Source organism: Psychrobacter sp. NG254, assembly GCF_015277735.1.
In the GTDB taxonomy this organism is placed as follows: domain Bacteria; phylum Pseudomonadota; class Gammaproteobacteria; order Pseudomonadales; family Moraxellaceae; genus Psychrobacter.
In genome coordinates this window covers 607,778-633,921 of the sequence record NZ_JADHDA010000002.1, presented here as the reverse complement: position 1 = coordinate 633,921, position 26,144 = coordinate 607,778, and the positions used below count along the sequence as shown (strand labels likewise).

General features: G+C 44.1%; 22 protein-coding genes. 10 read left to right on the top strand and 12 right to left on the bottom strand.

Annotated features, from left to right (window positions below; translation table 11 throughout):
* Positions 1 to 38: 38 nt before the first annotated feature.
* Positions 39 to 668 (bottom strand): BLUF domain-containing protein, encoded by a 630-nt coding sequence (locus IP510_RS05270; RefSeq protein WP_194363711.1) that lies wholly within the window; start codon positions 666 to 668, stop codon positions 39 to 41.
* Positions 669 to 1,578: 910 nt separating this feature from the next.
* On the opposite strand from IP510_RS05270, the gene IP510_RS05265 reads away from it, so the two are divergent.
* The 4 genes from IP510_RS05265 (at position 1,579) to lspA (ending at position 7,820) form a co-directional block, all read left to right on the top strand.
* Positions 1,579 to 3,216, top strand: a complete 1,638-nt coding sequence (locus IP510_RS05265) for a carbon-nitrogen hydrolase family protein (RefSeq protein WP_194363710.1) — start codon at positions 1,579 to 1,581, stop codon at positions 3,214 to 3,216.
* Positions 3,217 to 3,355: 139 nt separating this feature from the next.
* Positions 3,356 to 3,904, top strand: coding sequence for a protein disulfide oxidoreductase (locus tag IP510_RS05260; protein ID WP_194363709.1), 549 nt, complete (start codon positions 3,356 to 3,358; stop codon positions 3,902 to 3,904).
* 429 nt (positions 3,905 to 4,333) lie between these two features.
* A complete protein-coding gene (gene ileS, locus IP510_RS05255; protein WP_194363708.1) occupies positions 4,334 to 7,183 on the top strand; it encodes an isoleucine--tRNA ligase in 2,850 nt (949 codons plus the stop codon).
* The gene (gene lspA / locus IP510_RS05250; protein WP_194363707.1) at positions 7,176 to 7,820 is read left to right on the top strand and encodes a signal peptidase II; all 645 of its coding nucleotides are present in this window, start codon (positions 7,176 to 7,178) and stop codon (positions 7,818 to 7,820) included. The genes ileS and lspA overlap by 8 nt, the downstream gene beginning before the upstream one ends.
* Before the next feature lie 189 nt (positions 7,821 to 8,009).
* Here lspA and IP510_RS13885 read toward each other — a convergent pair whose 3' ends face one another.
* Complete coding sequence (locus IP510_RS13885) at positions 8,010 to 8,678, bottom strand: DUF1294 domain-containing protein (RefSeq protein ID WP_320154173.1); 669 nt, start codon at positions 8,676 to 8,678, stop codon at positions 8,010 to 8,012.
* A gap of 147 nt (positions 8,679 to 8,825) precedes the next feature.
* Between IP510_RS13885 and IP510_RS05240 the strand changes: the two genes are divergently transcribed.
* Both IP510_RS05240 and IP510_RS05235 read left to right on the top strand, forming a co-directional pair.
* Positions 8,826 to 9,323: an FKBP-type peptidyl-prolyl cis-trans isomerase gene (locus IP510_RS05240; protein WP_194363705.1), complete on the top strand. Its 498-nt coding sequence runs from the start codon at positions 8,826 to 8,828 to the stop codon at positions 9,321 to 9,323.
* 76 nt (positions 9,324 to 9,399) lie between these two features.
* Positions 9,400 to 10,440 carry an aldo/keto reductase gene (locus IP510_RS05235; protein WP_194363704.1) on the top strand — a complete coding sequence of 347 codons (1,041 nt, stop codon included), beginning with the start codon at positions 9,400 to 9,402 and terminating at the stop codon, positions 10,438 to 10,440.
* A gap of 163 nt (positions 10,441 to 10,603) precedes the next feature.
* Here the strand turns inward: IP510_RS05235 and IP510_RS05230 are convergent, their stop codons facing one another.
* Positions 10,604 to 11,404: a lysophospholipid acyltransferase family protein gene (locus tag IP510_RS05230; protein WP_194363703.1), complete on the bottom strand. Its 801-nt coding sequence runs from the start codon at positions 11,402 to 11,404 to the stop codon at positions 10,604 to 10,606.
* Positions 11,405 to 11,710: 306 nt separating this feature from the next.
* On the opposite strand from IP510_RS05230, the gene hflX reads away from it, so the two are divergent.
* The 4 genes from hflX to IP510_RS05210 all read left to right on the top strand — a co-directional run bounded on the left by hflX (position 11,711) and on the right by IP510_RS05210 (position 15,895).
* Positions 11,711 to 13,138, top strand: coding sequence for a ribosome rescue GTPase HflX (hflX, locus tag IP510_RS05225; protein ID WP_194363702.1), 1,428 nt, complete (start codon positions 11,711 to 11,713; stop codon positions 13,136 to 13,138).
* Between the two features lie 420 nt (positions 13,139 to 13,558).
* On the top strand, positions 13,559 to 13,984 hold the full coding sequence (locus IP510_RS05220; RefSeq protein ID WP_194363701.1) for a CidA/LrgA family protein: 426 nt from the start codon (positions 13,559 to 13,561) through the stop codon (positions 13,982 to 13,984).
* A 31-nt stretch (positions 13,985 to 14,015) separates the two neighbouring features.
* Complete coding sequence (locus IP510_RS05215) at positions 14,016 to 14,705, top strand: LrgB family protein (RefSeq protein ID WP_194363700.1); 690 nt, start codon at positions 14,016 to 14,018, stop codon at positions 14,703 to 14,705.
* Positions 14,706 to 15,094: 389 nt separating this feature from the next.
* Entirely contained in the window at positions 15,095 to 15,895 is an 801-nt protein-coding gene (locus tag IP510_RS05210; protein WP_194363699.1) for a lytic transglycosylase domain-containing protein, read from the top strand.
* Positions 15,896 to 16,105: 210 nt separating this feature from the next.
* On the opposite strand, the gene tsf is transcribed toward IP510_RS05210, so the two are convergent.
* The 9 genes from tsf to IP510_RS05165 all read right to left on the bottom strand — a co-directional run bounded on the left by tsf (position 16,106) and on the right by IP510_RS05165 (position 25,988).
* The gene (gene tsf, locus IP510_RS05205; RefSeq protein ID WP_194363698.1) at positions 16,106 to 16,987 is read right to left on the bottom strand and encodes a translation elongation factor Ts; all 882 of its coding nucleotides are present in this window, start codon (positions 16,985 to 16,987) and stop codon (positions 16,106 to 16,108) included.
* Between the two features lie 313 nt (positions 16,988 to 17,300).
* Positions 17,301 to 18,095, bottom strand: coding sequence for a 30S ribosomal protein S2 (rpsB, locus tag IP510_RS05200; RefSeq protein WP_194363697.1), 795 nt, complete (start codon positions 18,093 to 18,095; stop codon positions 17,301 to 17,303).
* Between the two features lie 409 nt (positions 18,096 to 18,504).
* Positions 18,505 to 18,954 (bottom strand): chemotaxis protein CheX, encoded by a 450-nt coding sequence (locus IP510_RS05195; protein ID WP_194363696.1) that lies wholly within the window; start codon positions 18,952 to 18,954, stop codon positions 18,505 to 18,507.
* Positions 18,955 to 18,995: 41 nt separating this feature from the next.
* Positions 18,996 to 19,445: a chemotaxis protein CheX gene (locus IP510_RS05190; RefSeq protein ID WP_194363695.1), complete on the bottom strand. Its 450-nt coding sequence runs from the start codon at positions 19,443 to 19,445 to the stop codon at positions 18,996 to 18,998.
* 30 nt (positions 19,446 to 19,475) lie between these two features.
* Positions 19,476 to 19,838: a response regulator gene (locus IP510_RS05185; RefSeq protein ID WP_194363694.1), complete on the bottom strand. Its 363-nt coding sequence runs from the start codon at positions 19,836 to 19,838 to the stop codon at positions 19,476 to 19,478.
* A gap of 62 nt (positions 19,839 to 19,900) precedes the next feature.
* Positions 19,901 to 22,096, bottom strand: coding sequence for an ATP-binding protein (locus tag IP510_RS05180; RefSeq protein ID WP_194363693.1), 2,196 nt, complete (start codon positions 22,094 to 22,096; stop codon positions 19,901 to 19,903).
* 12 nt (positions 22,097 to 22,108) lie between these two features.
* A complete protein-coding gene (locus tag IP510_RS05175; RefSeq protein WP_194363692.1) occupies positions 22,109 to 22,987 on the bottom strand; it encodes a transporter substrate-binding domain-containing protein in 879 nt (292 codons plus the stop codon).
* A gap of 546 nt (positions 22,988 to 23,533) precedes the next feature.
* Complete coding sequence (locus IP510_RS05170; RefSeq protein ID WP_194363691.1) at positions 23,534 to 24,793, bottom strand: multidrug effflux MFS transporter; 1,260 nt, start codon at positions 24,791 to 24,793, stop codon at positions 23,534 to 23,536.
* 382 nt (positions 24,794 to 25,175) lie between these two features.
* The gene (locus tag IP510_RS05165; protein ID WP_194363690.1) at positions 25,176 to 25,988 is read right to left on the bottom strand and encodes a crotonase/enoyl-CoA hydratase family protein; all 813 of its coding nucleotides are present in this window, start codon (positions 25,986 to 25,988) and stop codon (positions 25,176 to 25,178) included.
* Positions 25,989 to 26,144 lie beyond the last annotated feature (156 nt).

Below are 26,144 nucleotides of genomic sequence, written 5' to 3'. Positions count from 1 at the left end.
GCTAGCGTCTTTTACTGCATGGTGACAAAGTCTACCGCTTATAGAAACAGCAATATCAGCGCCACAACCAGTAATATACTCAAAAACCCCTGAATGATGAGAAAGGCCTGATGCGGTGCCGCGATATGACGAAACATATTGCCCAGCGCATTATAAGTGATGCCTGCCGCTTTTATGTGTGGCGGGCTATCAAAGGTTTTGATAATTTGCAAAAACTGCTCAGTCCGATCTGGCGACCAGCCATGCGGAGCAAATGGCAAAAACGGTGACAGTTGCGCAGCCTGCTTTTTGGTTGCAGGCGACCATAGCCAGCGCTCCAAAAACAGTAGACGCATTCGCCAATCAGCAAAGCTACGGTGATCGATCACCTGTAGTAGCAACACTTCTACATTCTTATGGCGGCTATCGGCAAAGATACGTTTTTGTAAGTCAAAAACATACGCCTTTTCACCCTCGATACACTGTAAAAAATGGCCACTACCGTAGCATAGTGTACCTGTGATGCCGTGCTGTTGATTATACTGTCGAGCATGGCCTTCGACTTCATCAAATATAGACGCACTCAAGCGCGAACCAAGCGTCAGCGTACTGACATAAACCAACTGAACCAGCGTCGTGTCTTCTATTTTGTCCCACTGACTAATTTTGTTGGTGCGATCTAAAGGCATAATACAGTAATCCTAAAAAGCCGATCAAACACGACGACTTGAAACAAGCAAATGCCTGAGTTAAATAAAAAGAATAAGTCACAAAAACGTAGCAAATTTTTACCACGTAAGACTGTTATTGCTATGATAGCTTGCTATAGTCAATCGTATATAAGTTGAAGACGATATTAGGTTCATCTAATATACTATCTGTAGCGTTCTTACGTGCCATACTCATTTACGTCTACTCAGATTGTCTTGAGTAAACGCTATGATAACAAGCAAAACACAATTCACTGATACATATTATTTAGCTTGTATATTGGTAGAATAAATAGCGCCGATTTGCTTTTGAGCTGATTCATCTTACAACCGATACGCCATGTCGTATAAAATGTGATGGCTATCGTTTGTTATTCAATCGCTGCTTTTACTCTGTATCAAGCAGAAGAAACTTTTGAATACAGCAACCCGAACCGCGTAACATATCATCATAACTTATTGTAAATACGGCAATAAATCATTGTAACGGCTATACCTCACTATTGAAATATGTTTATTGAATTATTTGCTCAATAACCTGCCCTCATCAGTACGACAATGCTCAGGTATTTGGCATACATTCGTGCCTATATGAATCGGATGCGTTATCAGGCTTGTGCAGCCTAGGGCGTGTCATCAATTAGATTGTGAGGCTTAAAATGAGAAAAATTGTAGATAAACAAGGAAGAAATTGCCGTTAATATGAACATATTGACAAAATTACTGACGATGTTTAGCAAAATTTAGCCATTTTAAGGCCACTAAATACATTAATGTGCTAATTGATGACACGCCCTAGTACTGATAGGATGTTACTCGCCCTTGTCGTATCCAAATAATATTGAACAGACTATAGTCAAATTTAGCAGACATTAAAAACAGGAATATTATGAGTAACATAGAAAAACTAGATGACCTTCATTTAACGATTGCTGAGATTAAGAAAAAAGACTACCCCCAACTAAAAGCACTGATGGATCGCGTCTATGTGAACTTGGGCGGTGCATGGTCAAAGACGACCATCCATACTTTGATTGATGCCTTTCCTGAAGGTCAGATTGCTTTGTTTGATCATGACCAGCTGATTGGTATCGTGCTCTCCATGCGCGTTGACTATGCAAAATTCTCTAACCCGCATACCTATGATGATCTCATTGGACAAAAGGAAATCATCAGAGACAACCCTGAAGGCGATGCTATTTATGGTTTGGATGCCCTAATTGATCCTGAGTATCGTGGTTATCGCTTGGGTCGTCGTCTTTATGACGCCCGTAAAGAGCTGTGTCGACAGTTGAACTTCCGCGCTATCTTGGCTGGTGGCCGTATTCCTAACTATCACAATCACAAAAACTTGACCCCAGGCGAGTACATTGATGCGGTTGAAAGCCGTGAGATTCATGATTCAGCCCTGTCTTTTCAATTATCAAACGGCTTCATCGTCAAACGTATCCTGACTGCTTACTTGCCGGATGACAAGCAATCAAAAGGCTTTGCTACTTTGCTTGAGTGGGCAAACATCTATTACGAGCCAAAAGACTACAAACCTAATACCCGCAAATCTGAAGTGCGTATTGGTGGTATTCAGTGGCAAATGCGTGAAGTTGAATCCCCTGAAGAGCTGTTGCAACAAGTCGAGTTTTTCGTCGATATCATGGCAGATTACAACTCTGACTTTGCTTGCCTGCCAGAGTTTTTCAATGCGCCTTTGATGGGATTGTGCGAATCGACCGACCAAAATGTCGCGATTCGATTTTTGGCCGGTTATACCGAATGGTTCAAAACAGAAGTTTCGCATTTGGCCGTCAGCTACAACGTCAATGTCATTGTCGGTTCTATGCCGTTATTAGACGAGGACGACACCTTATACAATGTCAGCTACCTGTGTCGCCGTGATGGTACCGTTGAAGAACAACGCAAAATCCATATCACGCCGCATGAGCGTAGTGCTTGGGTCATCGAAGGCGGTGATGAAGTCAAAGTGTTCGACACGGATGCTGGTCGTATCGGTATCTTGGTCTGTTATGACGTCGAGTTCCCTGAACTTGCTCGCTTGATGGCCCTCGATGACATGGACATTTTATTTGTGCCTTTTTGGACCGATACCAAAAATGGCTATCTACGGGTTCGTCACTGTGCTCAAGCGCGTGCTATCGAAAACGAATGCTATGTGATGATTTGCGGCTCAGTGGGTAACTTACCGCAAGTTGAGAGTTTGGATATTCAGTATGCTCAGTCGTCAATTTTCTCACCATCAGATTTTGCGTTCCCGCATGATGCGATCATGGCAGAGACCACTGCCAACACCGAGATGGTGTTTTTCTCTGATGTGAACTTAGATAAGCTCACTCATGTACGTCATGAAGGCTCAGTACATAACTTAATCGACCGCCGTGATGATTTGTTCAGCTTAAAGTGGAAGCGCAAAGCTAAAGTGCCAGCGAGCAAATTGAGTGACGAAGAGCGCCGCGAAAATTCAGGCAGCGTGCTCATTGGCAATCCCTTACAAAACCGTGCGCAAAAGCCATAGTAGATAGATGTTATAAATAGGTAGTAGGTTTTTATAAATAATACGGCTGATTTTCAGCCGTTTATTTTTATCTATTATCTACTGACTCATCTATTTAACGACTACCTGATAGACTTATCCAAACTAAAAAGCCGATGCAATGACGATTGATATTAAGCAGAAAAAAGAAAAATCTACCAAGACAGCAAAGCAAAAAATACTATCTATCCTTAAAACGATAATGTTATATGGTTTAATGTTTGTGTTAATTTATACAGTAGTCAATTGGTGGCGACAGCCAGTCATGCCTGCCAACCCTCAGTTGCAACTGACCGACTACCAAGGGCAAGCCGTTGACTTAGCCGCACTTAGTCATGAGCAGCCAACACTGGTATACTTTTGGGGCACGTGGTGTTCAGTTTGTAGCTTCACCTCGCCTACCATCAATCAACTGGCCGCCGATGGCTATCCTGTTATTACGATTGCCATACAGTCAGGCCCTAATCAAGAGTTGCAGAATTACCTGACTGAAAAGAACTTTGGCTTTACAACGATAAATGATCAAGAAGGTGAGATATTTGACGACTGGCAAGGACAGGTCACACCGTCCTATGTGGTATTAGAGAATGGGGAGATGACCCAAGGACTAACGGGCATCCAGCCATTATGGTCATTAAAACTGCGCTTGTGGCTAGCGTCTGTTTTTTAGTACTTGGGCAGCATTTCACGTTTTAGCGCGTTATCACTCAGAGAAGTTATGATGATTTCATCGACGATACGTGCTGTATATAAACGATTGATATTGGACAAAATAAGGCCAATACCGCTCAGCTCTTTTTACCCTACCCGTTTTGTCATATAATGGCTGCCGATCTAACCATCTTTCTCATTATTTTTATCTGCACATTTTATGTTGCAATCGTCTCATTACCATTTATTATTGACGTCACTATTTATCGAAATGGTTATTTGTTGACATGATGGTTGATAAACCAACTATCATGAGCAATATACCTATTATTATGTGAGCAATTAAGCAGTAATGACTCAGCATAAGTCCCAGTATTATATTGAACATTGAGCCTTGTATCCGGTTTTGAACCGACACACAAACCTACCCTTTAAAAAGATACCTTCTATGACTGATAAAAGCACTGACAAACCAAGCCAAGATTACAAAGACACGCTAAACCTTGCAGACACGCCATTTGCAATGCGCGCAAACCTTGCCAAACGCGAGCCAGATTGGCTAGCGGCGTGGGAAGCTGATGATGTCTACGGTAAAATTCGTCAGGCACGTACTGGCGCAACCAAATATATTTTGCACGACGGCCCTCCTTATGCCAACGGTCAGATTCACTTGGGTCATGCAGTCAATAAAGTGCTTAAAGACATTATCGTCAAATCAAAAACCTTATCAGGATTTGATGCGCCTTATGTCCCGGGTTGGGATTGTCACGGTCTGCCAATCGAGCAAAAAGTCGAGGCCAAGGTCGGTAAAGTCGGTCAAAAAGTCTCTGCAACCGAATTCCGTGGTCTGTGCCGCGAGTATGCGAGCACGCAGATTGAACTGCAAAAGGCAGACTTCAAGCGTCTAGGCGTGTTTGGTGATTGGGACAATCCTTATCTGACCATGAACTTCCATCAAGAAGCCAACATCGTACGCGCGCTTGCCAAAATCTATGACAACGGTCATGTGACGCGTGGTATGAAGCCGGTCAACTGGTGCTTGGACTGTAGCTCTGCGCTAGCAGAAGCGGAAGTTGAGTACCAAGACAAAGTCTCTGATGCGATCTATGTCAGCTTCGACGTGCTGGATACAGATAAAGTAGCCGCATTGGCAGAAGTAACGGGCAATATCGCTGCTGTCATTTGGACCACCACGCCATGGACGCTACCTGCTAACCAAGCTATCTCAGTACATCCAGAACATAACTATAGCGTGGTTGCTACCGAAAAAGGTAACTTGCTATTAGCAGCTGACCTTGTAGAGACTGCCTTGACAGAGCTTAAATTGGACAATAACGGTATCCTAGCGACCGTATCAGGCAGCGAGCTTGAAGGGTTACTTGCCCAGCATCCACTGATTGAAGACCGTCAAGTACCGCTCATCTTAGGCGATCACGTGACCACCGATAGTGGTACTGGTCTGGTACATACCGCCCCTGGTCATGGTGTAGACGATTATATCGTTGGTCTAAAATATAACTTGCCGGTTGAAAACCCTGTAAGTGGTACAGGTGTCTATTTAGACAGCGCGGCGGTATTTGCCGGTGAGCACATCTATAAAGCCAACCCAAAAATCATCGCTGCACTGCATGACAATGGGCATTTAATCAGCCATACCAAAATTGAGCACAGCTATCCTCATTGCTGGCGTCATAAGTCGCCGATTATTTTCCGCGCGACGCCGCAGTGGTTTATCAGTATGGAAACCAAAGGCTTGCGTGATCGTGCGCTTGCTGACATTCCATCGGTTAGCTGGACGCCAGCATGGGGACAGAACCGTATCGAAGCGATGATGACGGGTCGCCCTGACTGGTGTATCTCGCGTCAGCGTACGTGGGGCGTGCCAATTACTTTCTTTACGCACAAAGAAACAGGCGAGCTGCATCCAAACACGCTTGAGCTAATGGAAACAGCTGCACAAAAAATCAATGAAGGCGGCGTGGAAGCGTGGTTTGACGCCAGCTGTGAAGACTTCTTGGGCAAGGAGGCCGCTGATTATGACAAAGCGACTGACACCTTGGACGTTTGGTTTGACTCAGGCACGACGCATTTTGCGGTACTCGATCAGCGTGATGAATTGACCAACCCAGCTGACATCTATCTAGAAGGCTCTGACCAACATCGTGGCTGGTTCCAGACGTCATTGCTAACCTCAGAAGCCATGTATGAGCGCCCTCCGTTCAAGCAAGTATTGACCCATGGTTTTGTGGTCGATGAAAACGGTCGCAAGATGAGTAAGTCACTTGGCAATATCATCACCCCGCAAGAAGAGATTAATAAAACAGGCGCGGACATGCTGCGCCTGTGGATTGCGTCGAGTGACTATCGTTATGAGATGAGCGCAGGCAAAACGGTCTTTAAAGGCGCGATCGATATGTATCGCCGTATCCGTAACACCTTACGCTTCTTGCTTGCCAATACCGATGACTTCAATCCAGCGACTGACAGCATTGATATCAATGAATTGGTTAGCCTTGATAAATTCATCATTGAACGTGCGCAAACGGTACAAGCGCAAATCATCAGCGCCTATGATGCGATGGATTTCCACCAAGTCACTCAGCACGTGACGGCGTTTTGCTCGCAAGACTTGGGTAGCTTCTATCTAGATATCATTAAAGACCGTCAGTACACCACGCAGGCGGATGGACAGCCTCGTCGCTCTGCGCAGACAGCTATCTACCATATCACTCATGCGCTGATTCGCTGGATTACCCCTATCTTGTCATTCACCGCGCAAGAGGCGTGGGAAGTACTGAACCAACGTGATGCGGATAAAGGCGGCTACGTGTTCACTCAAGAATGGTACGAATTCCCAGCGTTTGAGCTAAGTGCTATCAGTAACGATGATTGGCAGCGCATCATGCTAGCAAAAGACATGGTGAACAAGCATATCGAAACCGCACGTGGCGAAAAAATTATCAATGCCAACTTATCTGCCGATGCGAACCTATATGCTGATGGCACAATGTTTGAGAGCCTAGCTAAGCTGGGTGAAGAGCTGCGTTTTGTACTGATTACCAGCAGCGCGACCTTAAAACCAATGAGCGAAGCCCCTGCTAATGCAGAAGCTCAAGCTGATGGCAGTACAGAAGAGTCTGCCGATCTAGTCGTCGCGATCAGTGCTGCCACTGGCACTAAGTGCGTACGCTGCTGGCATATCCGTGATGACATCGGTACAGACAGTGCGCACCCTGAGCTATGCGCGCGCTGCGTGACCAATGTCAGTGGCGATGGCGAGGTGCGCCACTATGCCTAGCCCAACGAATCCATCTGACGGCCAACACGGTCAGCACCCACAAGCTGAGGTCGATCAGTCGCCTAAGCCTGCTCATGCAACGACTGGTAGCTCGACCACGCCTAGAAGCCGTTTGACTAAAGCGCCAAAGATAGTGGCCAATGGTAGCCGTGCTTTTAGGTGGTATATTTTGGCGCTGGTTATCGTCATCATTGATCAGTGGACAAAATGGTTGGCTGAAACCAATCTGACTTTTCATGATCCAGTACCAGTGATTGAGCCGTTTCTTAATTGGACCTTGGCTTATAACTATGGCGCGGCTTTTAGCTTTTTGGCAGATGCAGGCGGTTGGCAGAAGTGGTTTTTTTCAGGATTGGCACTCGTCATGTCGCTATTGTTAATCATCTATCTGATTAAAGCACCACGTAAAGCCACGCTACTCTCGCTTGGACTTGCCATGGTATTGGGCGGTGCAGTGGGTAACCTAATTGACCGCTTGTTACATGGTCATGTGATCGACTTTATCCATGTGCATTATGCCGATGTGTGGCATTATCCGATTTTTAATATCGCTGATGTTGGTATCTCTCTCGGTGTGTTATTGATTGTCATTGATATGCTGTTTTTGGAAAAGAAGCGTGAAATGCCACGGTCATAATCGTATGTAGGTAGCTAGAGATATTAATTCAATTTATAAATGAAAAAGGTGGGTTACGCAGTCGTAACCCACCTTTTTTCGTTATTACTCAGCAGCTTTTTTTATATAGTCAAAGAACTCTAAAATGAGTAATTGTACAAGTAGTACATCTAAGCAGGGTAACGCTGTAGCGGTTTAGCAGTTCGCTGACTATAGCAGGGACTGCAGTAATTCAACCACGGTTTCTAACCCACCACCTGCCAATAGAAATAGCAACCCTGCCATATTGACAACGACGGTCAAATAATACGTGATACGAAACTCAGGCTTTTGTGATTTATGGCGCAGATACGTCTGAGCAAGCAACGCCCCTACCCAACCACCTAATGCACTCAGCACGTGCAACGTAGACTCAGGCGTACGCCAGTCGCCACTTTGGGCAGCGGCTTTATCTTTGGCATACATCCCATAGGTGATAATTCCTAATACTATATACCAGCCTATCACTAGCCAGCTCAGTTTATCCATCGCTGCTAATAAAACTAAGACGCCATAAAAAGCCATACCCAACAGTGATCGTTTTTTTTGTCCGGCTTCAAAGTCCGCTTGATGGCTGCGTGTCTGGTTACGCTGACGAATTTGCTTATTTTTTTGTGCCATTTTTTGCTGTACAAAACCAAGCTCTTGTACTTGCTTGGCCTGCCTGCGCCCTTGTGAATCTTGTCCGATGCTAAAGATGACTGACTCACCGACATCAGGACGGCGCTGCGCTCTGAACTCACTCGCATGAAAGAATACCGACTCGCCTGCTTCGGTTTCGATAAAGCCAAATCCCTTGTCATCCTGCCATTTTTTCACAGTGCCTTGTTGTTTATTCACCACCGATACCTCATATCCTTTAGAATCGCCAACTATAGTACACCATCTGCGTTACATTATTGACGCTTACAGACGCTCTTAGATGGCTTATCATTTCTCACACTATAATCTTTTATTCTTTTATCTCAGCAACAGATGGCTTTTATTATGACTCAATCTCAATTTATCAATCCAAATGAAGACACTCGCATTGCTTATGGTAGCCTCGTTGAGCTACATTTTGAAGTCTCACTCGAAAATGGCACGGTCATCGATTCAACGTTTAGTCGTGATGCGCCCGTATCTTTGACCATCGGCGATGAGAGTTTATTACCGGGTTTTGAGCAAGTACTGATGAACTTGCGTGCCGGTGATACCCGCAGTGCCCACCTTGATCCAGAGCAAGCGTTTGGTGAATGGAATCCTGAAAACATTCAACATTTTAGCCGCCCTCAATTCGCGCTAGTCGCTGACCATCCAGAGATCGGCATGATGGTTGAGTTCGAAGACAAAGGCAAAAACACCCTACCCGGTACGATTAGCGCACTCGATGACGATCAAGTAGAAGTAGATTTCAATCATCCCCTTGCAGGACAAGCAGTACTGTTCAAAGTAAAAATCTTCAAAGTCACCCCGCCGGGTGTCACTGGTATCAAACTGATGTAGCCAGTAATAGCTCAGTGCCAACTCAGTACTGGCCAAAAACTACTATAAATAAAACACTATTAAAAAGGAGACTAGCATGCAATACAATATGCTGCCGCAGCTCGATGAAAAAATATCTAAAATCTGTCTCGGTACGATGACATGGGGACAGCAAAATACGGAAGCTCAAGCACACGAGCAAATGGACATGGCACTCTCTGAGGGTGTGAACTTTTGGGACACCGCCGAGATGTACCCCTCACCGCCAGATAAAGACAAACAAGGCGATACCGAACGCTTTATGGGTACTTGGTTTAACAAGACCAAGCAGCGTGACAAAGTCATTCTCGCCAGCAAAATATCACCGATGGGGTTTTTGCGTGACGGGCAAACGCGCTTTAACGCTGAGCACATCAGTGGTGCCATTGATGACAATCTAAAGCGTCTACAAACCGATTATATCGATATCTATCAGCTGCATTGGCCTGAGCGTCAGACTAACTTTTTTAGTCAGCTTGGTTATACCGAAGAGATGGCATCGCAACCGCTAGATGATTTGACCCCGTTTTTAGAAACCATTCAAGCACTGAATGAGGAGATTAAAAAAGGTCGTATTCGGTCTTATGGTCTGTCGAACGATACTGCTTGGGGACTGATGCGCTACCTATGGGAAGCGGATAAAAATGGCTTAATTCCACCTGTTACGGTGCAAAACCCTTACAGCTTACTGAACCGCTTGTATGAGATCAATATGGCGGAAATTGCTCATCGTGAGAATGTTGGCTTACTCGCCTATTCTCCACTCGGCTTCGGCGTACTGTCTGGTAAATATTTGGATGGCAAGCGTCCGACTGGCGCGCGCCTGACAATGTACGATCGCTTTGCCCGCTATACCAATGAAGAGGCTATATCAGCCACTGAACAATATGCCAAAATAGCGGCTGATGCAGGGCTGGACATGGCGCAGATGTCACTAGCATTCGTCAACTCTCGTCACTTTGTCACCAGTAATATCATAGGTGCAACAACGCTCGAGCAGCTCAAATCAAATATCGATAGTGTCAATGTGACCCTGACGGCAGACGTATTAGAAGCAATTGAAGCGGTGCATACACAGCATCCCAATCCTTCACCCTAATCCAATTTCGACTAAAGCATGTCTTCATTTTAAAAATATTGAAGACATGCTTTAGTCATGTTGCATCAAGTCATATCAAACACGCTTTATGAAAACTTTCCATAAAAAAGGGCGCAAATCGAATCGATTTGCGCCCTCATTACATTGGCTCAACTATAAATAATCAATTGCCAGCTGGAACGCTTAGTACTCTTGAATGCAGCTCAGTCAATCCCTCTTGCATACGTGCTTGCAATAGATTGGTCAGCTCACTCTTATTACGACCCTCTGGATCTATCGGTGCAAGTGGCAATACGTAAGCTGTGACGTTTTTGCTATCGAGCACTTTTTTCATGCTATCCTTCATCGTCATCTTGCCATAATATGGCAGTGCATCGCTTAGGGTACCGTCTTTATTAACGTAAGCGATGACAATTGGCCTGATAGGCACATCAGCATCGATGGCAGCTTGCAGCAGTGTGCCATGAATCCGCTTCACTTTCTGACCACTGGTCGTCGTCGCTTCAGGGAAGAAGATAATCGAAAAGCCCTTAGCTAAAAAGTCAGCAATCTGTGCAGATACTGAGCTTGCATCACCGGAGCCACGCTCGATGAACAATGTCCCTGCCGCCTGAGCAAGTTTGCCAAATACAGGCCACTCGCCAATCTCAGCCTTGGACAAAAAGAACGCTGGACTCACGGTGCCAACGACAGGAATGTCCATCCATGACACATGATTTGATACCCATAGACCATGGTGCTGTTCTACAGGCTCGACTTCTACTACTTTTACCCCGAAAGAGCCTGCCATCTTACGGCAAAACATTTGGATATAGCGTGGTAGCGTTTCGCGTGGTGGCTGTTTAAATGCACCGATGCGCTTTGCTGCGCGTATACCGCCGACCATGGTCGTGGTCATACCAGCAACTTGTCTGCCGCGGCTTAACTGTCGTCTGAGTGAAAAGCTTGATCTAGCGTGGCTCATCTTCGCCCTCATGATTAAATATCAGATGTTTAATTATCAAAAAACGAGCTCAGTATAACAAAGTTCTGTGACTCAGTGATAGCTTGTTCACTCAGTGCGCGTTTAGTTTTATACAAATGAGTAATAAAGCAGATTTATAAAAACTTATCGGCAGCAAACGCTGTAACATAAAACCATCGCTAATTGTGCTCATACCCTTTAATATCAAGTGATAAGACCTTATATATACAATCAGATGAACGCTATGTCAAAGTATACTGAACTGATAATAGCGATATATTTACTTTATTAAATAGGTGATACTCTTTGGATTATTTTGAAAGACATGAAGGTGGCGAACGCGCCATCATTGTACATTTAGACATTCGCCACATTCAGGATCCTGATGATCTTGGCGAGTTTGAACTATTAGCAGACTCAGCCGGTGCTGATCGCTTGGCACTGGTCACAGGGTCACGTGCACGCCCTGATGCCAGATATTTCGTTGGTAGTGGTAAAGCAGAAGAGATCGCAGAATTGGTGCGTGAGCATGATGCAGATATCGTACTGTTTAACCACAACTTATCACCCTCACAAGAGCGTAACATCGAAGCGCTAGTGAAGTGCCGAGTACTGGATCGTACCGGTTTGATTTTGGATATTTTCGCTCAGCGCGCTCGTACTTACGAAGGTAAGCTACAAGTAGAGCTGGCACAGCTTAACCATTTATCAACGCGTTTGGTTCGTGGTTGGACGCATTTAGAACGTCAAAAAGGCGGTATCGGTCTACGTGGACCCGGTGAAACCCAGCTTGAGACGGATCGTCGCTTGTTACAAGTGCGCGTTATGCAGCTTAAAAGTAGAATTGAGAAAGTCAGACAGACCCGTGCGCAAGGTCGAGCCCGCCGCCAAAAATCAGACGTACCGACCATCTCACTTGTCGGTTATACCAATGCGGGTAAGTCGACTTTGTTTAATCGTCTGGTCGATGAAAACATCTATGCGGCTGATAAGCTGTTTGCAACGCTTGACCCGACGCTACGCCGCTTAGATTGGCAAGGTGTGGGACGAGTCGTTTTGGTTGATACGGTGGGTTTTGTCCGTCATTTGCCACATGAATTGGTCGAATCTTTCCATGCCACATTAGAAGAGACGCTAGAGGCAGACTTATTATTACATGTTATCGATTCTTCTAGTGAAGACATGCATGAGCAAATTCAGGCGGTCAAAGATGTATTGGCCGAAATTGATAACGATGTGCCAGTCCTCAACGTCTATAACAAGATTGATTTGACTGACGAGCCTGCACGTATTGGCTATGCCAGTGAAGGTGAGCCTAACCGCGTTTATGTGTCGTCTAGAGAGAACGTAGGCATGGAAGCGTTATCATTAGCGGTGCAGCAGTTGCTAACTGGCACATTGACCACTTTTGATTTGACGCTACCCTACCATGCAGGCCAGTTAAAAAACACCTTGTATGAGCTCGGTGTCATTCAAGAAGAAAGCTATGACGACAGCGGTCATGAATGCTTAACGATTCGCTTGCCAAGCGACAGACTCAGACAGTTACTTGGTCAAGCCGATCTAAAGCCTGCGGATGTGTTACCGCTTGCTCAAGCTACTCTACTGATGCCTGTACTTGAAGAGTTCGAGCAGCCTGACGAAGACGAAGAACCAACCATGACAGCAGCAGAAGAAAAAGCATTTGACGAATTTGATGCGATGAACGCTGATGTGCTTGATTCAGAAAAATAGAAACGGCTATCAATAATTGCTTATCACATACGGTTAAGTAATTATTTGAATACCATAATTTAAGTAAGTAATGCTGGTAGAGATAGACGATATCCATTGATATCGTCTATTTTTTTGGATGTGAATTGTCATTCACCCATTCTCACCCTCTATAGGGTTTATTAGTTGACCCACTCGCTATATAATCGGCTGTGAAACATCGAACAAATATTGGTTGATGGCTTATAGTAGGCATTATTGAAATATCGATATTGCTCATACTATAGCCAAAGCAATCTAAAATTGCTACAAGGCAGCCGACTGCAGATTGTACAAGTCGTACCTCTAGCAAGGCTAACACCGTAGCAGTTTAGTGGTTCTCTAACTATATCTACGTCCCACCAAACTCACTCTCTATAATTGACTTGGCAAAAACGATTTATGAAGCCTGCTCACTCTTCTCATATCCCCTTATGGCTTGCCATTATCATGACGCTAGCCATGATTATCTTTGTCCGCGAATCAGCCGTTATCATCTGCCAGATGATAGGTATCGAAAAAGCGGCCAATATTGTCGGGCTAGTCGCTATGTTTTGTATTTTAATGGCTTGGCGATTACTCAAAGGTTTACCAAGTTGGCTAACGCAAGCCAGTAATAAATTGCTAGTCGATAGTGGCTTTGCTTTCTTGCCGGTATCAGCTGGTGCAGGCTTGCTACTATTTGCCTTAGGCGATGAGCTATGGGGCGTGATGGCAACGATGATTATCAGCGTAGTGATTCCGCTGTGGGGCTTAGCGATCCTCTCAAACCGCTGGCTAAACGACCATGTCGGTACTAACTCTACCTCTATTGAAGAGCACAAATAATAGCTGTGAGCGATATGAACAAGGAAAAGGTATGAGTTTTGACAGTGTATTTGTGGCGACCTTAGCAGCCATCGTATTAACCTTGGCGGCGCATGTCATTGCTCGATTACTCGCACGTAAGATTTCATGGTTGCCAATGGTAATTACCGCATTGGCACTTGTTCTGTTGTTTTTGTTTCTCTTGCAATGGGATTACAATAACTATTACAGTGCGGCAAAGCCCGTGTTTGATCGTCTGTTGGGGTATGTCACTGTATTATTGGCAGTGCCTTTGGCGGCGATGAGCTTTAAAGGATTGCCCGTCAAAAAACTCATGTTAATCGTCACCATTGCGAGTCTCGTGGGGGCATTATTACCGATGTCATTGGCGTATCTGTTTTCACTCAGCCACGACACCATACTCGCCTTTGCGACGCGTTCTGTCACCACACCGATTGGTCTTAGCGTGGCAGATTTGATCAAAGCACCTTTAGCCATGGCCAACCTCATTATCATCGTCTCAGGTCTGATTGGCGGTGCTGTCGCTCGCTTTTTATTCCGAGGTATCGATGATGACCGCGCCAAAGGTCTGGCACTTGGACTGGCAGCTCACGCATTCGGTACAGTAGAGGCATGGCAGATTAGCCATACGGCTGGACGATATGCAGCATTTGGACTGGCGGTTAATGGCTTAGTAACGGCTATCTGGGTGCCTATTTTTATCAGTGCGCTAGTTGCATAAGTTGTAGTTTTATTTGCCGTATCTTGATAAAGACTAAACCCCCTTTAATCTATTCAAAACCTAATGCTCAGATTGAAGACACACACTAGTAGGCATGACGCATCGACCGTTTGAAACAATATAGTATGTTGATTTATTTAACAAAAATAATCAGCGTTTGCTCGTTATCTTATCAATCTGATACGGCACAAAGTTATTATATGTTATAGTAAGCAACTATTATTTTTTGTATCTATTGAAAGCGGTTCATTGTCAGACGAGATAATTGCTGAGCCACTGTACTCGCGATTGTCTATAAAGTATATGCGTCTAGTGACCGCCTAAGCGCATAAAACAACGCGTTTGTAGGCAAAATAATTTGCTATTATTCGATAAAAAGTGATAACACTATGATAAATACTGCTACTTTGATGGCTCGCTGCTTATCCCCTATTTTATTAAGTACCATTGCCCTCACCGCTTTCTCTGCAGCTCATGCAGGCAATATGTATATCTACAAAGACAAGGGTGGACAAGTACTACTGACCAATGTCAATCCTAGTGGAAATTTTGATAAGTTTACCAAAAAAGTAAAAGTGACTTATTATAAAGATTCCAAGATGTATGATGGCAGCAGTGACAGCTATGGCAGCAGCGCTGCTAGTAATAGTGGTAGCCGAAATGCTTATGACAGCTATATTCGTGCATCAGCTGAGCGTCACGGTGTGGATCCTGGGCTAATGAAAGCGATGATGCACACAGAATCAGCGTTTAATCCAAATGCACGCTCACCTGTCGGCGCACAAGGTCTTATGCAGTTAATGCCAGCCACTGCTCGCCGCTTCAATGTGAGCAACCCTTGGAATCCTGCTGATAATATCGAAGGCTCAGCCAAATATATCGCTTGGCTGATGCGCCGTTTTGATAATAAAGTTGAGTATGCTGTTGCAGGCTATAATGCAGGCGAAGGTAACGTCGATAAGTACGGTGGTATCCCGCCATTTAAAGAAACTCGTAACTATGTTCAAAAAGTCATGAGTCGCTATCACAGCTTATATAAGAATGATTCAGGACTGTCCGGCGCTAGCATGAATGCCAGCAACCAAACCGCAAGCAACAATAATGGTGCTATGCAGAATGTCAGCTACGGTACGAGTAACAATATCAATAGTGCCAGCTACTCCAACTCTGCCTACGATGCGCTGCGCTAAGTCGAGCTTGGCTTAGTTTAATTACACCAATCACTACACTAAGTTCAATAACTGATTATCTTTCCAAAAGCCAGACACGAAAAAGCCCGCTAACAGATTAACGGGCTTTTTCGTGTCTGGGGACTCTATATTGCCTTACAGCTGCAATGATAAAGTAAAACTATGCGAATTAAATAAACCCGCACAGCCTTTTTCTAGACAATTCAATACTTACTTGTTAGCAGCCTGAGTAGCAGCGACTTCAGCAGCGAAGTCTTCTTGCTTTTTCTCAATGCCTTCACCAACTTCTAAACGTTTGAAACCTAGTACTTTTACGCCTTCAGCTTTTAGTACGTCACCAACTTTCTTTTCGTTGTCCATAACGTATGGTTGACGCAATAAAGTAACTTCTTCTAGGTACTTACGTAGGCCACCTTCGATCATTTTTTCAACGATGTTGTCAGGCTTGCCAGACTCACGAGCTTTTGCTTCGATGATGTCTTTTTCACGCGCCAATAAATCAGCAGCAACGTCTTCGTCATCTACTGCAACAGGGTTGAATGCAGCGATGTGCATGGCAAGGTTTTTACCAGTGTCTGCAGCGCCACCTTCATAAGAAACCACTACACCGATACGTAGACCATGACGGTATGCTGCGATGTTTGCGCCTTCAAGTACTTCAACACGGCGGATCTGAATGTTTTCACCGATTTTTTGTACCAAAGATACACGAGCTTCTTCGATGCTTTGGCCATTACCATATGGTAATTCAGCGATAGCAGCAACATTAGTCTCGTTGTTTTCTAGAGCGATGTTAGCCACTTGCTCTGCAAAGGCACCAAAGTTTTCATCTTTTGCAACGAAGTCAGTCTGGCAGTTAACTTCTAACAAGAATGCTTTGTTTTCGCCTTGAGCGATGATGATAGCGCCATCAGCTGCGATGTTACCCGCTTTTTTAGCTGCTTTGGCTTGACCAGATTTACGTAGGTTATCAATGGCAGTTTCGACATCACCGTTTGATTCTTCTAACGCTTTTTTACATTCCATCATGCCAAGACCAGTACGGTCGCGCAATTCTTTTACCATTTTGGCAGATACTTTTACTTCTGACATAAGAGTCACCTTAGTATTGTTATGTGTTGAGGTACTTAACTTTTGCTAGTTTCTGATTGGCCGGCTGCTGCCAGATATTGCTTTTCTGTGATAGTGGCGCTCATTATGGAATTTCACAATAGGCATTACCTCTAAGGAGAAAAGCATAGACGATAATACTCGCCCGCTAACGAGCTATCTAACAACAATAAGGCATGACGAGTAAAACTACATCATGCCTATTGCGAGCTTATATGGTGTTAAACGTTATATGGATGCTGATAGCATTACTATCAAGGCATCCTTACAACATTAAACATTTTATGTCAGCCACTTATTCTGCTGGAGTTGCTGCTTCTTCTGCTTGCGCTTCAGCTGGTGCTTCTTCAGTAGTAGCCGCTTGCTCAGCTTTGCCGCCAGCTTGAGTTTGTGCGTATTCTTTACCAGCGATGATTGCATCAGCCATAGAAGTTACATACAAAGTCACAGCACGGATAGCATCATCATTAGCTGGGATGATGTAATCAACGTTGTCTGGGCTAGAGTTAGTATCAACGATACCGATAACTGGGATACCCAAGTTTTTGGCTTCTTTGATAGCGATGGCTTCGTGATCTACGTCAACTACGAAGATTGCGTCAGGTAGGCCGCCCATGTCTTTGATACCGCCTAGTGAACGCTCAAGTTTTTCCATATCGCGAGTACGCTCTAACGCTTCACGCTTGGTTAGCTTAGCGAAAGTACCATCTTCTGCTTGCTTCTCAAGCTCTTTTAGACGGTTGATTGACTGGCGTAGTGTTTTCCAGTTAGTCAACATACCACCTAACCAGCGATGGTCAACGTAAGGCATGCCAGCGCGTGCTGCTTGCTCACGGATGATGCCGCTTGCAGCGCGTTTAGTACCAACAAACAATACTTTGTTTTTCTTAGCAGCTAGGCCGTTGACGTAAGTCAATGCTTCGTTGAACGACTTTACAGTATGCTCTAAGTTGATGATATGGATCTTGTTACGTGCACCAAAGATATAAGGACCCATTTTTGGGTTCCAAAAACGTGTTTGGTGACCAAAGTGAGCGCCGGCTTGTAGTAAGTCGCGCATTTCGATTTTGGTTGGATTCTTTGTAGCCATGTGAAAATATCCTATTGGTTGGGTTATGCCTCCACATCACAAAAACAGCCTATCTAGCAACACGCATTTGCTATCAGTCAGTCGTTACTCATAGAGCACGGACTGCGCGCAAATTAATCAAGTTGCCAGACACCCAGCCATTTTTTGCCATGATGTGTGTGTCATTGGTTGGTTTAAAAAAGAAGCTATGATCAGATTTCAGAAATATTCTCAAACCTAAACTATAACGCAAATTATAAAATAGCTGCGCCGTATTTTATCACATAACTTACCGCAATCTCCAGCAGTTTATTAGCGGCATATCAATAAGATAAAAACAAAAGACAGCCCTATTAAAATAAAAAAAGCGACACAGTTGCATCGCTTTTTTGGTTATTGCTTTGGCTTTATATCAATGCTACGCATTCAGCTATGCAATACAAATCCCGATCACAGCCTTATAGCCATGCCATGTAAATGGCGTGATATAGCTTTGGCGGTCTTTTGGCAAATATGACACGCTTGGCGCACTTTCTACAATATACGGCGGTGAGATAATAAACTCTGAGCCAAATTCTGTACGCGCATTACCAGAGATGGTGTTAGCCATTTCACCAAGCAAGTCTTTCATCATCGTGATCGAAAAGTCAGGCTCGCCCATCACTTTGATGACTTCTCGCAACATCACGCTTGGTGCACTGACGTAGACGCATCCTTCGATTGGCCCTGATATCTTGATCACGCCACTATAGTCATACCCAATAGCGCTTTTATTGTCATTCAAATAAGGGGTGTCAAGAGACACTTTTGAGCCATCGATTTGTGCAAAAAACGCATTGATCGAGCTTAAAAACACACCCAGTTTTTCTACTTTAACCATAATATATTAATATCCATCTGTATTACGTGGCAGCAGTCTCATTAATCCTGCAAACAAACCACAATCTCGCCAACTTGCGAGTTCCAAGTGATGGGAATGATAAAAGAGCGCTCATCGTTCGGCAGCACAATACTTTGCGGTGCGCCTTTGAACACAAATGGCACAGAAATATGAAACTCTGGGCCAAACTCTTTGCGGGCATTTCCTGCGATTGTATTGGCCACTTCACCAGCCAAATCTATATAGTTTTCATCGCTTTTATCCGTTTCACCCATGCTGTCCAATATAGAGGATAGCAGTTGATGAGTTGCCGAAAAATACACCACGCCTTTTTGGCCTCCAGATATACCGATGACGCCCGTATAATCATGGACTTTTGGCTGCTTGTTTTCTAACAAGTAAGGGGTATCAGCAACAAGCTCTTCTCCGCCAAACTGGTCAAAATAATTACTGATAATACTCAAAAAAATCTGTAGCTTTTGTTCTTTCATAATAACATCTGCTTTAGTCGATGAATGGTATTAGTCTTGCATCAGCTCATACAAAGACTCTACAAGCTCCTCTTCTGAAAAAGGCTTGCACAAAAAGCCGCTCGCACCCAGTGATAGGGCTTCGATACCAGTGGCTTTGTCAGACAATGCTGATACCACTAAAATACGGACTTCTGGGTCGATAGCAATGATTTTTTCAATACACTCCAGTCCATCCATTTGCGGCATGGTCAAGTCCATCGTGATCACATTGGGACGATGAACATTGAATTTTTCAATGGCCTGAACGCCGCTGGTCGCTGTCGCAACCAGCATAAACTGCCCTGAATCGTACGCGCGCTGAATACGGTTTCTAATAATATTTGAATCATCAACAATCATTAACTTATGCATAACTTACCTATTACCTTTAATGAAGTGCTTGTCGTCCCTGACAATATGTTTACTGTTTTTGATTAAGCTTTAGGCAATGTGATCATAAACCGCGTCATCTGACCCAGTTCACTATTGACGTTAAGCTTGCCGCCATACTCTTTTACTTGTGCCTTGATAATATCAAGACCGACGCCGCGCCCACCATCTTCATCTGCCTGCTCTTTGGTTGAGAACCCAGAAGAAAATAGCTGCTTGAGTAAATCACCTTGACTGAGCTGGCTGGCCTCTTCTGTACTGAAACGACCTTCTTTGCTGAGCTTATTGCGAATGCTGTCATAGTCAATACCTTGACCATCATCTTGCACAATCAGCATGACATCTGAGCCGTTTTCTTGCACTTCTAAATCAATAATACCGGTGTCAGCTTTACCAGCCGCTTGACGGACACTTGGCGTCTCAACACCGTGTACCACTGCATTACGCAATAGCTGGATACTGATGTCTTTGATTGGTTTTGCCAAATGTGCTGGAATATTTGCCTGTGTCAGCGTCTTGCTGTTTAGCTGTACTTGCTTGCCTTGTCTTGTGGCAATCTCATGTGCAAACTCATTATAAAAAGACAATGCATCATCGTCAGCTTCATTATCCAAGTCGATATCCAAGCCCCCATCAGTATTGAAACCACCCATTGACGTCTGTTTTGGCTGAGTATTCAAAGTGGCTGGTTTTTCATTCGTTGAGACAGGCGCTACTGCTGCCTTGCTCGCTGCTGGCGCTGAGCGGTTGATACGCTCACCTAGTGTGGCAATGGTATTTGATAGACTGAGTAAGTCATCCAAATGTACCGCTAATGGCAAGAAATCATTACCAGAGAGCTGACCTTGGTTTTGTAAGGCATGTAGCTTGTCTTCTGCATCTGAGGCAATTTTTGTGAAGCTGTGCAGTTTCAGCGCAGAGGCCTCGCCTTTTAAGCTATGCATTTCGCGATAGATGGCTTTGAGCTTACCCTCAAGCTCGTACTGCGAGCTACCAGGGTTTTTCAGAATGTTGTTCATTTTTTCGATGTGCGCTTGCGTATTATCAATAAACTCGTTAATAATCTTTGGATTTACATTCAAGATCGTGGTGAGCATCTCAATCTGCATGTCGTTTTGCGAACGCTCTTTCTCTAGACGCTGTTCTAGATAGACGGCATCTGACACATCGTTGACGTTGACTAAAATACGGGCAATGTCTTTGTTGTCATAGACACGTGAAAATTTGAAATCTAAGAAGCGATTATCAAGATTTTTGTTGTCAGAGATATTGTGTAGCATGACTTTGTTGAGCGGGTTAAGCGAGTCCACCAGTTTTTCTTTGACACGTGGGTTATAGAGCTGTTCAATAAACTGCTGTGTGGTTTTGAGGTCTTTATCAGAGATACGGCCACGCAACACGTTGGTAAAGTTCTCCCCTGCCAGTCTGTCAGAGCCAATGATATTGTTCAGAGCGCGAGAATGCTGTTGACCAATGTTTAGGTCTTTATCAAGTAGAAATAGACCGGTGTTTACCGTTTCCATAATCTCTTGGGTTTCTTGACGAGCCGCCAACGCTTCTGCATCCGTCTCACGCAGACGGCGTACAAAGAAGAATACAAAGATTAGGAAGTAGGTAAAGATCGCGGCAACACCAAGTACCTGAATCAGACGAATGGTGGTCGCTTGACGTTCTGCACTGTTAAAAACATCTTTAGTCAGATTGTCTAACGAATCGTTAATAAACAGACTGGATGTTTTTGCCTGTTCAACCGCTTGCGTCAGATTATCCTCAGAGGAAATCATGATGTTATCAGCATCTTTCAAGTATGCTTGAATCTTAGGCTCTAATGCTTTCCACTGCTCATTGGCAGCGGTGATGTTCACTTGTGCATTGCTGTCGATATTTGGCAAATCATAGCTACTACCTTCGGCATCCGTAATCGTACCGCCCTGCTCAATCGCAGCGATAGAGCTTGTGATAAGCGCCGTATTTTCACCCAAGCGGCTAAGCACACGTTGTATATGTGGAGAGTTGGTATCCTCCCCATAACTGCTGTCCAAGTCGAAAAGATCTTTGATCACAGCCTGTGCACTGTTGGCCACTTGGTTGGTTTGGTCGATTAACGCAGTGTTTCTTTCTAATAGATTTGAGGTATAAAACGTAAATGCGAGCAAAGCACCAATGAGCGATAAAAACAGTGCAATTGAAATAATAAGGCCTTGATAGCGCTTATTGTCAACATTGGGGATGGTTGCCATCTTCAGAATTCCTTAATTCAATTGCTTAGTTTTAGTGTCAGAGTCGCTCTTTTCAGCAGGTTCAGCTTCACCCAACCAACGATTCTCAATTTCTTTGAATGTTCCTTTTTCTTTGAGCTTGGCGATACCTTCATTAACATTGTTAATCAGCTGGGTATTTTCTTTTGCCATCAATATCACTTGCTGCGCTGAAGGTGCATCATCGGCCTCATAAGGTACAATCTTAACTTTGTGCTCAGGGTATCCTTTCACAATGTACTGCAATACTGGCATGTCATATAAGAAAACATCGGTCTTGCCTTGCACCAAATCCTGATAAGCCAAAAATGCCGTCGATCTTGACACCAGCTCAACCGAGCTGCCCATCTCTTTTAGCGTGTCTTCTTCTTTAGAACCCTCTAACGTACCCGCTTTCAAACCTTTTATGTCATTTAAGCCTTTTATATCGAACTTACCTTCCAAGTACATGATGGTCGCTGGGTTAAAGAAGTAAGGCGTTGACAAGCCATATCTGACGGCTCGATCATCTTTATAAGAGATACCTGATATGGCCAAATCACGTTTTCCTGATTCCACACTGTCAAACATATCTTGCCAAGTCTCTTTATAAAACTCGACTTTAAACCCTTGCTCCTCTCCGATCGCTCTAATAGAGTCGACGTCAGTGCCTTGCATGTTGCCATAGTCATCTTGGAATGAGAAAGGTGGTAAATCACCAGTCATCGCAACTTTTAATGTGGGTGCTGTGTCAGGCAATGCACTCACAAAGCTGTCTTTGTTTTCTGTCACTGACGTACCCGTCGAATTTACGCTTTCTTGAGTAGCTGAGTTGCCACAGCCAAATAGACCAATACTCAATACCATTGGTAACATTCGATATAACTGCATCATAATAATCTGTCCTTGAAACTTAACGTGGTTATACATTTTAGTGAATGACAATCTAGCAATATTAAGTAATGTCTATACATATTTGCTTACAGAAAGTTACGTAGATAATACTTACCTAATTTTGTGATTGCAACACCAATGCAAGCTATTATTTACAAGGGTTTATATGCAATATCATGCATATAAACTATCAGCTTTTATTTCTGCTAAAGAACCTTCGTTTTATAATAAAAATAGATTTCTTGCTCTGTTTCATTAATTAAAACTAAGGCGTGTTCTTTTTTCGAAAATGGTAATAAAAATGAGATAAGTTGAAGCTAACTAAGGAATAAATGTTTGAATGAATGGATTAAGCAAAATGGCACTGATACTATTGAGACACTAGCAAGTTATTTGATGAAATTTGGCAAAGATTTAGTATTTTCAAGCCATTTAAAACGTCATGCTCGAATTAAGAATCTGCCCTAATAGACAAAAAAAAGCACCCACATGTACAAGACATATGAATGCTTTTTCACACCATTTAACGGTGGTAAAACCTATTGTTTAATCTGCATCGTCTAAATTGAGGTTACGATCTATCTTCCAAATCAAAAAAGAACCCAAACTCATAAGAGAGAACATCGCAATACCTACTTTGAGTACTGGATTGACTGGAAATAGATTCAGTAATAACCCACCGAAAATCCCAACGGAAAACATCAGCGAACCTTGCAGCGCACTGGCCATACCAGCACGGCGTTTTTGAAATGCCAATGCAATGGCCGAGGCATTCGGCTGAGTGAGACCAAGCCCTGCAATACAAAAGAAAATACAAGCGAGTACCAGTGGCAGCCACGCATCAGTACCTAACAGTAAGCCTATGACAAATAGCACCCCTGCCGACACAACCTGCATCATCGCGCCGAAACGTAAAATACTCAATATACGAAAGCGGTTGGTCAGCCATTGGTTCAATTGGGTCAAGCCCACAAACCCTGCCGCATTCATACCAAAGAGCCAAGCAAAATGGGTCGCCGACACACCGTACGTGTCCATGATTAGCTCAGAAGCCGAGCTGATATAAACAAACATCGCTCCCATCAATAAACCGCCCCCAATCGCTGGGTAGTTGAAAGTGGGGTCTTTGAGTAATTCCCAATACTGGCTGAGCACTTCTCTGGCTGGACGTACTGTGCGATTTTCTTCAGTGAGTGTCTCAAAAAAGAAAAACTTGGTGAGTAATAAATTTAACGCGCCAAACGCCGCCAAAAACCAAAAAATAGAATGCCAATCAAAGAACTGTAAAAACAATGCACCAAGGGACGGCGCTAATATGGGGGCCAAGCCCATTACCAAAATCATAATGGAGAATGCTTTTGCCGTTTGTTTGGCAGTCAGGCGATCTCGAATCGCCGCACGAGTAACTACTGCACCCACACACGCGCCCAACGCTTGCAAGGTGCGACCTGCAAACAGTATGTACTCATTGTTGGTGGTTGCACAGAGAATTGAGGCAATGACATATAGCGTCATACCTATATACAGAGGTTTAACACGGCCAACACGGTCACTAAATGGACCGTAGAATAACTGACCAAATACCAAACCCAAAAAATATGCGGGTACGGAGTTGGCCATAAAGGCAGTCGACACCCCAAAGTCATCTGCCATCGATGGTAATGCTGGCAGATACATATCAATAGACAACGGCCCTATTGCCACTATCAGCCCAAGCATCATAATCCATGCGATAGGCAAGTCAGCAGAACGTACTCGTTCAGAGGCAAGCGGTCTATTTGAGTGAGGGGTTTTTAGAGCAGACATAGTAAGGCCGTTTTTTATAGTAATTGTTTTATTGTTTAAACGTCATTGTACTAGGCTCTCAACATAAAGAACGCCTATCCGCTATAAATAAGCCAATATATATTCAGGCTCATGTGCAGGCACTCATATACAGAAAGTACAATTTTAACGACAATAGTGCATTCTTACGCGCAGCGATGCAAGTAAGAATGCTATATCGTGCTCTTCGCTTACATTTCAATAGCGAAATAACGTCTATAAAGCATCCTCTAACCATTCAAAACAATCGTGGCAATACATCAAAATATGTCTGTAGATATTAAGCTTGAACTTAATCAGTGTATTTACTAAAACAAGCTTCCTTAGTCGCAGTCACTTGGCCAAAAGTGATCACAAAAACCTGTTAACGGAACTGACGTTTACCAAATGCGGTACTTGCTTGTTTGGCTTTTCTGAGGGCAAGTTTGCGATTGCGACCGAGCATCATCTTTAGCTGCCATACTTTTTCTTTGTATAGCGTGGTGGCAGGTTGCTCAAACATCGCGTTAATCACTCGTTTGCTAGCAAGCACCGCATCAGGGGAGCGCTCTGCAAACTCAGCTGCAAGCTCAAGTGCCTTTTCAAGTGGCGTCTCACTGCAATGACTGATCAGACCCAAATCCTTACCTTCATTGGCATCGATAACACGGGCGCTCATGGCAAGCTCTTTTAGAATATCTTCTCGTACAACACCAAATGCCGATTGGGTCAGTCCCATATCAGGTACCAAGCCCCACTTAGCCTCCATAATAGACAACCGGCAGTCAGGATGGCTGATGCGTACATCACAGGCCAAGGCCAATTGCAGCCCTGCACCAATACAATAGCCTTCTAGCACAGCGATGACGGGGACTGGCAGATCACGCCACACCAAACAGACACGTTGAAAAGCGCTTTGACTAGGTTTAATCAGCTCCCAAAAAGCATAGGCACGGTTTTTAGGATGGTTTAGATCACTCAAGTCAATGCCAGCGCAAAACGTCTCCTCTGCCCCATTTAAAATCACCGCCCGTATTGTTTTGTCTTTGCGGATGCGGCCTGCCACTGCAATCAGCTCATTGATAACCTGAAAGCTCATGGCATTTTTTTTGTGTGGACGATTTATGGTGACCGTTAGTATGTTACTGGTGATACTAACTTGTAATGTCTCATACTGGTAACTTGCAATCGCGTTCATAACAATCCTTATTCATGAATAAAATAGATATAGCCCTCATACGCATAATATTAGCAGGCTTACCCCTATTCTGCCGTAGCAATAACTGACTGCTCTAGTCAGCGAACTGCTAAACCGCTACGGTGTTATCCTTCTTAGATGTACTATTTGTACAAT

Coding starts and splice junctions, on each gene's coding strand:
- IP510_RS05270 (WP_194363711.1), bottom strand. CDS start 668: ATGCCTTTAGATCGCACCAACAAAATTAGTCAGTGGGACAAAATAGAA.
- IP510_RS05265 (WP_194363710.1), top strand. CDS start 1,579: ATGAGTAACATAGAAAAACTAGATGACCTTCATTTAACGATTGCTGAG.
- IP510_RS05260 (WP_194363709.1), top strand. CDS start 3,356: ATGACGATTGATATTAAGCAGAAAAAAGAAAAATCTACCAAGACAGCA.
- ileS (WP_194363708.1), top strand. CDS start 4,334: ATGACTGATAAAAGCACTGACAAACCAAGCCAAGATTACAAAGACACG.
- lspA (WP_194363707.1), top strand. CDS start 7,176: ATGCCTAGCCCAACGAATCCATCTGACGGCCAACACGGTCAGCACCCA.
- IP510_RS05240 (WP_194363705.1), top strand. CDS start 8,826: ATGACTCAATCTCAATTTATCAATCCAAATGAAGACACTCGCATTGCT.
- IP510_RS05235 (WP_194363704.1), top strand. CDS start 9,400: ATGCAATACAATATGCTGCCGCAGCTCGATGAAAAAATATCTAAAATC.
- IP510_RS05230 (WP_194363703.1), bottom strand. CDS start 11,404: ATGAGCCACGCTAGATCAAGCTTTTCACTCAGACGACAGTTAAGCCGC.
- IP510_RS05220 (WP_194363701.1), top strand. CDS start 13,559: ATGAAGCCTGCTCACTCTTCTCATATCCCCTTATGGCTTGCCATTATC.
- IP510_RS05215 (WP_194363700.1), top strand. CDS start 14,016: ATGAGTTTTGACAGTGTATTTGTGGCGACCTTAGCAGCCATCGTATTA.
- IP510_RS05210 (WP_194363699.1), top strand. CDS start 15,095: ATGATAAATACTGCTACTTTGATGGCTCGCTGCTTATCCCCTATTTTA.
- tsf (WP_194363698.1), bottom strand. CDS start 16,987: ATGTCAGAAGTAAAAGTATCTGCCAAAATGGTAAAAGAATTGCGCGAC.
- rpsB (WP_194363697.1), bottom strand. CDS start 18,095: ATGGCTACAAAGAATCCAACCAAAATCGAAATGCGCGACTTACTACAA.
- IP510_RS05195 (WP_194363696.1), bottom strand. CDS start 18,954: ATGGTTAAAGTAGAAAAACTGGGTGTGTTTTTAAGCTCGATCAATGCG.
- IP510_RS05190 (WP_194363695.1), bottom strand. CDS start 19,445: ATGAAAGAACAAAAGCTACAGATTTTTTTGAGTATTATCAGTAATTAT.
- IP510_RS05185 (WP_194363694.1), bottom strand. CDS start 19,838: ATGCATAAGTTAATGATTGTTGATGATTCAAATATTATTAGAAACCGT.
- IP510_RS05180 (WP_194363693.1), bottom strand. CDS start 22,096: ATGGCAACCATCCCCAATGTTGACAATAAGCGCTATCAAGGCCTTATT.
- IP510_RS05175 (WP_194363692.1), bottom strand. CDS start 22,987: ATGATGCAGTTATATCGAATGTTACCAATGGTATTGAGTATTGGTCTA.
- IP510_RS05170 (WP_194363691.1), bottom strand. CDS start 24,793: ATGTCTGCTCTAAAAACCCCTCACTCAAATAGACCGCTTGCCTCTGAA.
- IP510_RS05165 (WP_194363690.1), bottom strand. CDS start 25,988: ATGAACGCGATTGCAAGTTACCAGTATGAGACATTACAAGTTAGTATC.